The organism is Burkholderia sp. RF2-non_BP3, assembly GCF_001522185.1.
In the GTDB taxonomy this organism is placed as follows: Bacteria; Pseudomonadota; Gammaproteobacteria; order Burkholderiales; family Burkholderiaceae; genus Burkholderia; species Burkholderia diffusa.
In genome coordinates this window covers 516386-528636 of the sequence record NZ_LOSU01000028.1, presented here as the reverse complement: position 1 = coordinate 528636, position 12251 = coordinate 516386, and the positions used below count along the sequence as shown (strand labels likewise).

The 12251-nt window shown below is 66.9% G+C and carries 10 protein-coding genes; 4 read left to right on the top strand and 6 right to left on the bottom strand.

Going from position 1 to position 12251, the window contains the following annotated elements; genetic code table 11:
- Genes WS45_RS12835 through WS45_RS12820 form a run of 4 tightly spaced genes read right to left on the bottom strand, consistent with a single transcriptional unit; the run spans position 1 to position 1990 of the window.
- On the bottom strand, positions 1-249 hold the full coding sequence (locus tag WS45_RS12835; RefSeq protein ID WP_059525109.1) for an acyl carrier protein: 249 nt from the start codon (positions 247-249) through the stop codon (positions 1-3).
- On the bottom strand, positions 246-551 hold the full coding sequence (locus WS45_RS12830) for a phosphopantetheine-binding protein (protein WP_059525678.1): 306 nt from the start codon (positions 549-551) through the stop codon (positions 246-248). The genes WS45_RS12835 and WS45_RS12830 overlap by 4 nt, the downstream gene beginning before the upstream one ends.
- Positions 526-1320 carry a lysophospholipid acyltransferase family protein gene (locus WS45_RS12825; RefSeq protein WP_059700163.1) on the bottom strand — a complete coding sequence of 265 codons (795 nt, stop codon included), beginning with the start codon at positions 1318-1320 and terminating at the stop codon, positions 526-528. The genes WS45_RS12830 and WS45_RS12825 overlap by 26 nt, the downstream gene beginning before the upstream one ends.
- Positions 1304-1990, bottom strand: a complete 687-nt coding sequence (locus WS45_RS12820) for a beta-ketoacyl synthase chain length factor (protein ID WP_059689929.1) — start codon at positions 1988-1990, stop codon at positions 1304-1306. The genes WS45_RS12825 and WS45_RS12820 overlap by 17 nt, the downstream gene beginning before the upstream one ends.
- A gap of 435 nt (positions 1991-2425) precedes the next feature.
- On the opposite strand from WS45_RS12820, the gene WS45_RS12815 reads away from it, so the two are divergent.
- Together WS45_RS12815 and WS45_RS12810 are read left to right on the top strand one after the other, a co-directional pair.
- Positions 2426-3013: an IMPACT family protein gene (locus tag WS45_RS12815; RefSeq protein ID WP_059700161.1), complete on the top strand. Its 588-nt coding sequence runs from the start codon at positions 2426-2428 to the stop codon at positions 3011-3013.
- A gap of 209 nt (positions 3014-3222) precedes the next feature.
- The gene (locus WS45_RS12810; RefSeq protein ID WP_059525101.1) at positions 3223-3510 is read left to right on the top strand and encodes an H-NS histone family protein; all 288 of its coding nucleotides are present in this window, start codon (positions 3223-3225) and stop codon (positions 3508-3510) included.
- A gap of 55 nt (positions 3511-3565) precedes the next feature.
- Here WS45_RS12810 and ppk2 read toward each other — a convergent pair whose 3' ends face one another.
- Together ppk2 and ggt are read right to left on the bottom strand one after the other, a co-directional pair.
- The gene (ppk2, locus tag WS45_RS12805) at positions 3566-4516 is read right to left on the bottom strand and encodes a polyphosphate kinase 2 (protein ID WP_059700159.1); all 951 of its coding nucleotides are present in this window, start codon (positions 4514-4516) and stop codon (positions 3566-3568) included.
- Between the two features lie 244 nt (positions 4517-4760).
- Complete coding sequence (gene ggt, locus WS45_RS12800; RefSeq protein WP_059525097.1) at positions 4761-6482, bottom strand: gamma-glutamyltransferase; 1722 nt, start codon at positions 6480-6482, stop codon at positions 4761-4763.
- 400 nt (positions 6483-6882) lie between these two features.
- Between ggt and WS45_RS12795 the strand changes: the two genes are divergently transcribed.
- Together WS45_RS12795 and WS45_RS12790 are read left to right on the top strand one after the other, a co-directional pair.
- Positions 6883-7407, top strand: a complete 525-nt coding sequence (locus tag WS45_RS12795; protein ID WP_059700157.1) for a metal-dependent hydrolase — start codon at positions 6883-6885, stop codon at positions 7405-7407.
- A gap of 277 nt (positions 7408-7684) precedes the next feature.
- A complete protein-coding gene (locus WS45_RS12790) occupies positions 7685-12181 on the top strand; it encodes a DEAD/DEAH box helicase (RefSeq protein WP_059700155.1) in 4497 nt (1498 codons plus the stop codon).
- The last annotated feature ends 70 nt before the right edge of the window (positions 12182-12251 follow it).

Below are 12251 nucleotides of genomic sequence, written 5' to 3'. Positions count from 1 at the left end.
TCAAGCGCGCGTGAGCAACACGTGAACGGCGGCGATAACGTCACCGACGGTCCGTACCGATTTAAACTCTTCCGGTTTGATGCGCCTGCCTGTCATTTCCTGAAGCTTGATGGCCAGATCGACCGCGTCGATGCTGTCCAGATCAAGCTCTTCGAACAGGTGCGTATCGGGCGTCACCCGCTCCGGCTCGATCGCGAAATTCTCATGAAAGATGGCGCGGATGCGCTCCAGGATTTCTGCGTCGGTCACGAGTGACTCCCTTTTTCCAGCACGGCTTCTTGCGATGCCTGATGAGACTGCTGGTCGGCAATGAACGCCGCCAGCGTGTTGATCGAACGGAAATGCGCTTTCGTGCGTTCGTCGTTCGCCGCGATCGTCAGGTGAAATTTCTTGCGCAGCATGATGCCGACTTCGAGCGCATCGACGGAATCGAGTCCGATTCCGTCCGTCGAGAACAGTGGCGCATCGTCGTCGATGTCGTCGACCGCCATGTCGCTGAGATCGAGCATCTCGATCAGAAGCTGCTTAATTTGCAGTTTTAAAGTATCCATGCTGAAACAGGCTTTGAGTAATGTGCACTTCCACCTCGCGGGCGATGCTGCGAGCGGCAATCGACGGTGATGTCACGTTCGGCGCCAGCCGGTTCAGGTCCATCGGCTCGAGGACGTCGATGCGCATACGAAATGCTCGAGCCGGCACGTGATACCAGCGCAGCGCCTTGGTAAATACCGGTGGGTCGCAATCGATCAGCACCGGCTGGATCCGGGTGCGGGACTGCAGCGCCATATGTGCGAAACCGCGTGAGAACGAATGCAGGCGATTGCCGCCCGGACTGCGCGTCCCCTCCGGGAAGATGATCATCGTGTAACCCGCCGCCAGTTGTCGCGCGCCGGCCTCGACGAGATGGACGGCATCGGCATTGCTCACGTACTCGGCCGCGCGGACGATACCCCAGAAACAGGGGTTGCCCCAATGACCACGCTTTACGACGCAGCACGCCTTCGGCGTCAGCGACAGCAGCACCATGACGTCGAGCCAGGTCGGGTGGTTCGCGACGACGATCGCAGGGCCGTCCTTTGCGAGGCGCTCCGTGCCGCTCAGCTCGAGCCTCATCACGCCGATGTGTTGCAGCATCGCGACCAGCGCGCGGAAGAAATAATGGATGACAAGCGTCACCCCGCGCTGGCGCGAGCGCCGATGCGGCCATAATCCGCCGACGACGATCGCCAACAACGAGAACGCCGATCCGCACAGCGCGAAAAGCGCCAGGCTCGCACCGGTCGCGAACAGACGCCAGCCGTAGTCAAGCCGCGCGATCATGCAAGCTCCATCGCCAGGATGCGTGCTGACAGCGCCACGACGCCGTGGTGCGCGCGGACAGGCAACGCAGCACCGCCTCGCTTTGCGTACCGGCCGCATCGTCGGCATCGCCCGCGTCGCCCGCCGCCATCTCACAGGTCAGATAGTCGGCCGATTCACCGGCGCCAATCAGAATGGCCAGCCCGACACTTTCAGGATCGTCATCGACATCGCCATAAACGGGATCGGCTGGCTCGTGCGCATAGACGAGCAGCACCGGCGAGCCCGGCGACGTTGCGTACTGGGAAAAGGCTTCGAGCAGCGCGTAGCCTAGCGTTTCATGGCCGGCCGCGATCGCCGTGGCTGCCGTTCGGTCGCGACGGGCGATTCCGAAAATACCCGTAACGGCATTGAGAACCGAGAGACTGAAGGCCGTCGGCGAGACAGGTTCCGAGGCGCCGATGTCGGCAAGAATGCCGGTGGTGCGCACCAGTTCACCGTGACGCGATGCGAACACCATGCGCAACGGATTTTCCGTTCCGGCGCAATCGTAGGCCGCCTGGAGCGCGAGCCGCGACAGCCGGCTCAAGCGGCGTCGCACCATCGGATCGAGGGCTTCGACGCCCGGCACCCCCGCGGTCGAAATCGACGTCCATCTGGCGATTGGCATGGTCCAATGCAAATCGGCCATTGTTGTTCTCGTTAGGATTGCTTCTCTTGGGTGTTTTTATATCGCGCCACCCAGCATCAGGCGGTTGCGCTCCGCTTTCGATGAAAGCCGCCCATCGCGTATTGACCACCGGACTCGCGCCATCGACTCCCCCTTCCGGTACTACCTGGAAAAATCGGGAATCGTAATGTTTGCGAAGCCGGCACCCGGATTGTCAATCGCTGCGATTGAATGAGCGGCATATCAGTGCGCCGGAACTGTAACAGGGCCGTTACAAAAGATCAACGCCACTGCGCGAGGCGCCTTCCAGATTTAACCATTTATCAATTTCTCGAGAAAATCGCGCATCGTCGGTTATCGAACCGATCCCCGACCCGGCGTGCCTTGCGTCGATCCTGCACCGGAATGGCTCATAATGCGCTCGATGCCGCCCCCACACGACCTGTTTTCCGTTCAATGAGTTATTCACTCGCTACTGTTTACACGCGCGAACTCGAAATCCGCAAGAGCCGCTTCATCGCATTCGCGATCCCCGTCGAGGACCGCGATGCCGCCATGCAGGCGTTGCAGCGCCTGCGCGACGAGCACCCGACGGCCACCCACGTGTGCTGGGCGCTGCTTGCGGGCGGCCAGTCGGGCATGTCAGACGACGGCGAACCGTCGGGCACCGCCGGCCGGCCGATCCTCGAAGTGCTGCGTCATCACGATCTCGACGGCGTGCTCGGTGCGGTCGTCCGTTACTACGGCGGCGTGAAGCTCGGCGCGGGCGGCCTGGTGCGCGCCTATACGGATGCGATCGCCTCCGCGCTGCTCGACGCCGAGCGGGTCGAACGCATTCGCCATACGCGGTTCGCAATCGAAATCGGCTACCCGGACGAGGCGCGCGTGCGCCGCTGGATCGAGCAGGCGGGTTATGAGCTGGTGGACAGCGCGTACGGGATGACGGTGAAGCTCGTGATCAAGCTGCCGGAAACGGCCGAGGCGGCGGCCAAGGCCGAGCTGTTCGACTTGACGCAGGGGCGCTCGGGCTTCCCCGACCTCTGAGGCGGGCAGTCTTCCCGGCATCGCCATCACGGTCTCGCACAGATGCCCGTGAAAATTCAGATACGTCCGATAGAAAATCCGCGCGCCGAAACTTAATCTCTCCCGTGTTCCTCGCGACGCGCCCTGCAAACGTCTGGCCGAATGTACAGACACGCGGCACATCGCGCGACAGCCAACAATCAGAATTCAGCTACGGGGATATCGGACGCATGCAACTGCAGCAATTACAAGCCCAACTTACGGAACTCGATCAACGCATCCGGGCGGCGCGCCGCCGCGAACGCCACGCGGCGCTGGTGCAGGTACGCGAGCTCGTGAAGACCCATGCGCTGACCGCTCGGGAAGTCTTCGGGCAGGGCTACAGCAATCGCGCGAAGCTGTTCACCGTCGGGGCGAAATATCACGATCCGGTGACCGGCGCCACCTGGAGCGGACGCGGTCGTGCGCCCGCGTGGATCGCCGGCCGCGACCGCAGCGCGTTCCTGATCCGGGAGTAACGCGCGCCGCATTGCACGGCGCGCCTCAGTGGTCGATCCGGCCGGCCCGGGCCGCTCAATAAACGTCCGGGACGATCATGCTGTCCGGCGTCGGACGGCGAATGTAGTCCTCGTGGTGCTCACGCTGCGGCAGATCGATCGTCGGCCGCGGCACCTCGTGATACGGCACCTGCGTCAGCAGGTGGTGGATGCAGTTCAACCGCGCGCGCTTCTTGTCGACCGCCTGCACGACCCACCACGGCGCCTCGGGAATATGCGTGCGCTGCATCATCTCTTCCTTCGCGGCCGTGTACGCTTCCCAGCGGCGGCGGCTCTCGAGGTCCATCGGGCTCAGCTTCCACTGCTTCAGCGGATCCTCGATCCGGCTCTGGAAGCGCAGCTCCTGCTCGTGGTCGGTGATCGAGAACCAGTACTTGACGATCTGGATCCCGCTGCGCACGAGCATTTTCTCGAACTCGGGCACCGAGCGGAAAAACTCCTCGTATTCGTCTTCGGTGCAGAAATTCATCACGCGCTCGACACCCGCGCGGTTGTACCAGCTGCGATCGAACAGCACGATCTCGCCGCCGGCCGGCAGATGCGCGACATAGCGCTGGAAGTACCATTGCGTGCGTTCGCGGTTGCTCGGCGCCGGCAGCGCCGCCACGCGGCACACACGCGGGTTCAGGCGCTGCGTGATGCGCTTGATCGCGCCGCCCTTGCCCGCCGCGTCGCGCCCCTCGAAAATCACGACGAGCCGGTGCCCCGTGTTCACGACCCAGTCCTGCAGCTTCACGAGCTCGCCCTGCAGCCGGAACAGCTCGCGGAAATACTGCTTGCGCGCTTCGCGGCGCTCCGGCGAGAACAGCAGATCCTCGTTGTCATCGAAGCGGCGGTCGTCGAGCTCCATTTCGAGTTCTTCGTCGTACGCGTCGACGAGGTCTTCCTCGAAACGGCGCTGGCGCGACTCGAGCGATGCCGAATCGGTGAAGTTGTCGGTCTCGGTGCGGGAATCGTTATCGCCCATGGGGGCCTCCTTCCTTCAATTGACGCAGCCAAACTCCACCATTATCCCAGCGTCTCGCGTCAAATTGATGAAAAAGGGGCCGATCCGCCCCTCACAAGCGGAATCCGAGCCGCACCGGGTTCGCGGGAAATATCGAAGGTATTGGACGCCAGCCTCCGGTTCGGCGGGCTGACGTCGAGTCTGATCCTCGTGCGCAACGGGAAAAGCCGGGCACGTGATCGAGCAGTACCCCAACCCGCCTCCGTCACTGAATGATCCGCGTGACCCCGCGTCCGCGCGGATCGGCCATCGCCTCCGGCGTCTTGCCGTCGATCTTGATCACCTGGATGTCGCCGCTGAAGTCCTGCCCCTTCAGCGTGTAGCCGCGCGCCTCGATCTGCTTCGCGAGTTCGCCTTCGATCGGGTGGTACGGCTCCCAGAAGATCGTGTTCGGCGGCAGCAGCTGATGGTGGAAACGCATCGCGCCGACGGCCTCCTTCAACGGCATCCCGAAATCGTAGATGTTGTTGATCACCTGGAAGATCGACGTGAAGATCCGCGAGCCGCCCGGCGTGCCGATCACGAGCGACACCTTGCCGTCCTTCGTCATGATCGTCGGCGACATCGACGACAGCGGGCGCTTCTTCGGCTCGATTGCATTCGCATCGCTGCCGACCACGCCGAACATGTTCGCGACGCCCGGCTTCGCGGAGAAGTCGTCCATCTCGTCGTTCAGCACGATGCCGGTGCCGTCGGCGATCACGCCCGAGCCGAAGTAGCCGTTGATCGTGTACGTGTTCGACACCGCGTTGCCCCACTTGTCGACGACCGAGAAGTGCGTCGTCTCGGCCTTCTCCGGCATCGACGTGCCGAGGCCCGGCTGCACGCTCTTCGTGTCGGCGATCTGCGTCGGGCTCACTTCGGCCGCTCGCCTCGCGATGTACGCGTCGTCGGTCAACTGCGCGACCGGCACCTTGTAAAAGTCGGGGTCGCCGAGATACTGCGCGCGATCGGCGAACACGCGCTTCTCGATTTCCGCGACCAGGTGGACATATTGCGGCGAGTTGAGCTTCACGCCCTCGAAGTCCTGCTTGAGGTCCGCCTTCATCTTCAGCAGTTGCACGAGGCCGATGCCGCCCGAGCTCGGCGGCGGCGCGGTGATCACGTCATAGCCGTTCCACTTCGCCTGCACCGGCTGGCGCCACACCGCACGGTATTGCGCGAGATCCTCGGTCGTGATCAGCCCGTTGCCGTCGCCGGTCTTCATCGACGCGGCGATCAACCGGGCCGTCTTGCCCTTGTAGAAGCCGTTCGCGCCGTCGTTCGCGATCCGCGCGAGCACGTCGGCGAGATCGGGCTGCTTGAAATTCGTGCCGGCCTTCATCGTGGAGAAGTACTTGTCGAAGTTGGTCTTGCCGCCGAACTCCTTCGACGCGTCGACGCCGCGCTGCGCAAGCTGTTCGTCGACGACGAAGCCGTCGCGCGCATAGCGGATCGCCGGCGCGAGCACCTGCTTCCACTTCAGCTTGCCGAAGCGCTTCTGCGCTTCCCACATGCCCGACACCGTGCCCGGCACGCCGGCCGCGCGCGGCCCGTACAGGCTCATGCCCTTGACGACATTGCCGTCCTTGTCGAGATACATGTCCTTTGTCGCGGCGAGCGGCGCGCGCTCGCGATAGTCGATGAAGTACGGCTTGCCGTCCTTGTAGATCGTCATGAAGCCGCCGCCGCCGATGTTGCCGGCCTCCGGATACGTGACGGCGAGCGTGAACGCGATCGCGACGGCCGCGTCGATGGCGTTGCCGCCTTCCTTGAAGATCTGCTCGGCGGCGTCCGCGCTGTACTTGTCGGCCACCGCGACCGCCGCGCTCGTCAGGACCGCCGGCTGCGGCCCCTTCGCATAGGCCGGCGCATTCGGCAGGAAGCCGATGCCGGCCACCGTCGCGAGCACGGCAGCGGATGATTTGAAACGATTCAGCGTAGTCATTAAATGTCCCCCATGGATTCTCCGGCGAGCTGGAATAAGCCCCTGATCCGCTTATAGCCGCTGGCACGCGGTCGGTCCCATGCCGTTTTCGTAGTAAATAAATGCGCCGGGACGGAAAACGCGCCGCTCACTACGAATCATCGCGAATCCTGTGCGCTCGGCCACACGGCGGAGCAAAAAGCGGGCCGGCGGATCGGTCGAAATTGCATGCGGCGAAGTCGACGCGCATCGCACAATCGGAAAATCACGGCACGCGGCGCTTGCGCGGTGCCGTGCATGCAAAAAAACCGCGATCGGACCGCCCGCTGCGCGAGCCGATCTGAGAAGATAGCGCCCCGCTTTCGCGGCCGATCGTTCCCGCTCGTCTGCCGTTGCTTCACGCTTTTTCGTCTCGTTTCCTATGGCATCACACAATGCGCATCACGCGTCCGGCTTCGCGGCCGGCGTCGCCGCCGCCGTCCTCGTCGCGCAAACCGGCGCGACCGGTCCCTGGCACGCAGGCCTGCTCGCCGCGTTCGCGGCCGGCGTCGCGGGCGGCACCGCGCCCGACTGGCTCGAAGTCGCGTGGTGGACCCGCAAGCGCCGCTTGTGGATCACGCACCGCACCGTCACGCACTGGGGCATCGGCTGGATCGCGCTGCTCGCGCTCGGATGGCACGGGCTCACGCATCGTCCGCATCCGCTGTGGGCCGCGCCGCTGTTCGGCTTCGCGTGCGGCGGCGTGATGCACCTGCTCGCCGACTGGCCGAATCCGCTCGGCGTGCCGTGGATCTGGCGGCGCCATTCGCTGAACCTGTGGAACAGCGGACATTGCGACCTGATCGTCGTGGCCGCCGCATGGGGCGGCACGCTGTGGCTCGCGCAATCGCTGTGGACGCGCGCCCCGTTCCTCGAACACTGGCTCGGCTGGCTGCATCGCGTGTAGTTGCGTTTAGTCGCGTGCAGTTTCGCGTGGCCGCGAATCGAGCCGCGCAACCGCCCGACGCACGTCGAACGCGACGTCCTCCTCTCGCCGATCCGGCACCCGCGACCCAACGGGTGCCGTTCCGCGCGCCCGCCCGTTGAAATGCCGGCATCGCACCTCATCTGAATCTCCGACGCGCGCGTTCTCTCGCCCGCGGTGTCCGGCACGCGCACGCGACGTCTGGCACACTGACGATTCGCGTGCCGCCCACGCGCTCGCACCCCAATTCAACGCTCCGATGGACGTCACAGCCACCCGCCCCCCCAACGCGCTCGACGTGTTCCACCCGGCCGTCACCGCGTGGTTCCGCCGTGCGTTTGCCGCGCCGACCGGCGCGCAGGCGCTCGCGTGGCCGCACATCAAGGCCGGGCGGTCGACGCTCGTCGCCGCGCCGACCGGCTCCGGCAAGACGCTCACCGGATTTCTGTGCGCGCTCGACGATCTCGTGCGCGATGCGCTCGCGCACGACGGCGCGCTGCCCGACGCGACGCTCGTCGTCTATGTGTCGCCGCTGAAGGCGCTGTCGAACGATATCCACGTGAATCTCGACGCGCCGCTCGCCGGCATCGCCGAATCGCTCGCGCAACTGGGCCTGCCGGTGCCGACGATCCGCACCGCCGTGCGCACCGGCGACACCACGCAGGCCGAGCGCGCCGCGCTGCGCAAACGCGCGCCGCACATCCTCGTGACGACGCCGGAGTCGCTGTACGTGCTGCTGTCGTCCACGTCGGGCCGACAGATGCTGTCCAGCGTGCGTTCGGTGATCGTCGACGAGATCCACGCACTGGCATCGTCCAAGCGCGGCAGCCACCTCGCGCTGTCGCTCGAACGCCTCGACGCGTTGACGGGTCGTGCGCTGCCGCGCATCGGGTTGTCGGCCACGCAGAAACCGATCGACGCGGTCGCGCGCTTCCTGGTCGGCGGTCCGGCCGACGCGCCGCGCGACTGCACGATCGTCGACACGGGTCACACGCGCGAACGCGACCTCGCACTCGAGTTGCCAAATGTGCCGCTCGAACCGGTGATGGCAACCGACGTGTGGGAGCAGGTGTACGACCGGATCGCCGCGCTCGCCGCCGCGCACCGCACGACGCTCGTGTTCGTGAACACGCGGCGCACCGCGGAGCGCATGGCGCGCCATCTCGCCGACCGTCTCGGCAAGGACGCGATCGCGGCGCATCACGGCAGTCTCGCGAAGGAGCATCGCTTCGACGCCGAACAGCGGCTCAAGCGCGGCGAATTGAAACTGCTCGTCGCGACCGCGTCGCTCGAACTCGGCATCGACATCGGCGACGTCGATCTCGTGTGCCAGGTCGGTTCGCCGCGCGGGATCGCGCCGTTCCTGCAGCGCGTCGGCCGCTCGGGGCACCATGTCGGCGGCGTGCCGAAGGGCCGCCTGTTCCCGCTGTCGCGCGACGAGCTGGTCGAATGCGCGGCGCTGCTCGACTGCGTGCAACGCGGCGAGCTCGACGCGTTGCGGATTCCCGAAGCGCCGCTCGACGTGCTCGCACAGCAGATCGTCGCCGAAGTCGCTTGCGCGGAATGGCGGGAGGACGCGCTGTACGCGAGCTTCACGCGCGCGGCGCCATACGCGAGCCTGTCGCGCGAACGCTTCGACGACGTGATGAAGATGCTCGCCGAAGGTTTCACCAGCCGTCGCGGCGTGCGCGGCGCGTATCTGCATCGCGACGTGGTCGGCGGCACGGTGCGCGGGCGCCGCAACGCGATGATGACCGCGACGACATCGGGCGGCACCATTCCCGACATGGCCGACTACGCGGTGCTGCTGGAGCCCCAGGGCATCCAGGTCGGCACCGTCAACGAGGATTTCGCGATCGAGAGCCTCGCGGGCGACGTGTTCCAGCTCGGCAACCAGTCGTACCGGATCATTCGCGTGGAAACGGGCCGCGTGCGTGTCGAGGACGCGCAAGGCCAGTCGCCGAGCATTCCGTTCTGGCTCGGCGAGGCGCCCGGGCGCAGCGACGAGCTGTCGGCGGCGGTCGGCCGGCTGCGCGCGCGGCTCGACGGGCTGTTCGCCGAAGGCGATCGGCACACGAAGGCCGGCGGACGCAAGCACGCGAGCGGTGCCCCAGCCGGCAAGACGGGCACGCGCGGCAACGCCAGGCCGGCGGCGGAAGCCCGTGCCGCCACCGATTCGCGCGACGACGCCGTCGGCACCGCGATCGGCCCGGCCGAAAGCCGCCTCACGCCGGCGCTGCGCTGGCTCGTCGACGAACTTCATCTGTCGCCCGATGCGGCCCGCCAGATCGCCGACTATCTCGCACGCACGCGCGCGGCGCTCGGCGCACTGCCGACTCAGGACACGCTCGTGATGGAGCGCTTCTTCGACGAATCGGGCGGCACGCAGCTGGTGATCCATTCGCCGTTCGGCAGTCGCATCAACCGTGCGTGGGGGCTCGCGCTGCGCAAGCGTTTCTGCCGCAGTTTCAACTTCGAGCTGCAGGCCGCCGCGACCGACGACGCGATCATTCTGTCGCTGTCGCTCGCGCACAGCTTCGCGCTCGACGAAGTGTGGCGCTACCTGCGCTCGGCCAGCGCGGAGCACGTGCTGGTCCAGGCACTGCTCGACGCGCCGATGTTCGGCGTGCGCTGGCGCTGGAACGCGACGACCGCGCTCGCGCTGCCGCGCTTCACCGGCGGCCGGCGCACCGCGCCGCAGCTGCAGCGGATGAAGAGCGACGACCTGCTCGCGACCGTGTTCCCCGATCAGGTCGCGTGCCTCGAGAACATCGTCGGTGAACGCGAGATCCCGCATCATCCGCTCGTCGACCAGACGCTCGACGATTGTCTGCACGACGCGATGGATACCGACGGCTGGCTCGCGCTGCTGCGCCGGATCGAAAGCGGCGCGATCGAGCTGATCGCGCGCGACCTGCCCGCGCCGTCGCCGCTGGCGGCCGAGATCCTGAACGCGAAGCCCTATGCGTTCCTCGACGACGCGCCGCTCGAGGAGCGCCGCACGCAGGCCGTGCAGTCGCGCCGCTGGAGCGATCCCGAATCGGCCGACGATCTCGGCGCGCTCGACGCCGACGCAATCGACGCGGTGCGCGACGAGGCATGGCCGCTCGTGCGCGACGCCGACGAAATGCACGATGCACTGCTCACGCTCGCCTGCGTCGCCGACAGCGAAGCGCATGCGCACGACGGCTGGCCCGAGCGGCTCGCGGAACTGGCCGAACGCCGCCGCGCGACGAAGCTCGTCACGTCGGACGGCGCCGCGCTGTGGGTGCCGGTCGAACGGCTGGTCTGCATGCGCGCGCTGCACCCCGACGCACGCGTCGCGCCGGCGCTGAAGGTGCCCGCCGCCTGCGCACAACCTTGGGAAGTCGATGCCGCGCTCGTCGACGTGATCCGGGCGCGGCTCACCGGCTTCGGGCCGCTGACGCTCGACGCGATCGCGCAGCCGCTCGGCCTGCCGTCCGCGACGATCGCGACCGCGCTCGCGGCACTGGAGCGCGAAGGCTACGTGATGCGCGGCCGCTTCACGCCGGGCGCGACGACCGACGAATGGTGCGAACGTCACCTGCTCGCGCGCATTCATCGCTACACGGTCAAGCGGCTGCGCCGCGAGATCGAACCGGTCGAGCGCGCCGATTTCATGCGCTTCCTGTTTCACTGGCAACACCTGACGCCGGACACGCGCGGCACGGGCCGCGACGCGCTCGCGGCCGTCGTCGAGCAGCTCGAAGGCTACGAAGCCGCGGCGAGCGCATGGGAAGATGCGCTGCTGCCCGCGCGCCTGACCGACTACACGGCGGGCGGCCTCGACGAGCTGTGCCGCTCGGGCAAGCTCGTGTGGACGCGCATCGGCGCGCCGGCCCGCGCGGCCGGCACCCCCGTGAAAACGACGCCGGTCGTGCTGCTGCCGCGCCGCCACCTCGGCGCATGGCAGGCGCTGCGCGACCCGGACGCGCAACCGGCGCTGTCCGCACGCGCGACCCAGGTGCGTGACGCACTCGCCGCGCATGGTGCGATGTTCTTCGACGCGTTGCTCGACGAACTGCACATGCTGCCCGTCGAACTCGAACAGGCGCTCGGCGAACTCGTGTCGGCCGGCCTCGTGAATGCGGACAGCTTCGCCGGACTGCGCGCGCTACTGAAGCCCGCGGTCAAGCGCAGCGCGACGTATGCGCCGCGCACGCGGCGCGGCGGCGCGCTGATCGGCGGAATGGACGACGCCGGTCGCTGGGCGCTCGTGCAACGCGCTTCGGCACCGGACGGTGCGCCCGCACCGAAGCGCGGCCCGGCCGCGACCGATCCCGACGCACTCGAACATATCGTCTGGACGCTGCTGCGCCGCTATGGCGTGGTGTTCTGGCGGCTGCTCGAACGCGAGGCCGACTGGCTGCCGAGCTGGCGCGAACTCGTGCGCGTGCTGCAACGTCTCGAAGCGCGCGGCGAGATTCGCGGCGGACGCTTCGTCGCGGGGCTCGCGGGCGAGCAGTTCGCGCTGCCGGAAGCGATCCCGATCCTGCGCGAACTGCGTCGCCAACCGGGCGACGGCCAGTACGTGTGCGTGACGGGCGCCGATCCGCTGAACCTGGCCGGCACGTTGTTGCCCGGCGACAAGGTGCCGGCGCTGGCCGGCAATCGCGTGCTGTTCCGCGACGGCGTGCCGGTCGCGTCGCTCGTATCGGGCACGTTCCACTACGTGCCCGAGCTGCCGCCCGCTGCACGCGAGGATGCGCGGCTGCGGCTCGCACGCCGCTACTGACATCGACTGACACGCGGCACGTCGCGGACTACTGAACGCCACGCCGCATCGCCGCGCCCGTTCGGGTAGC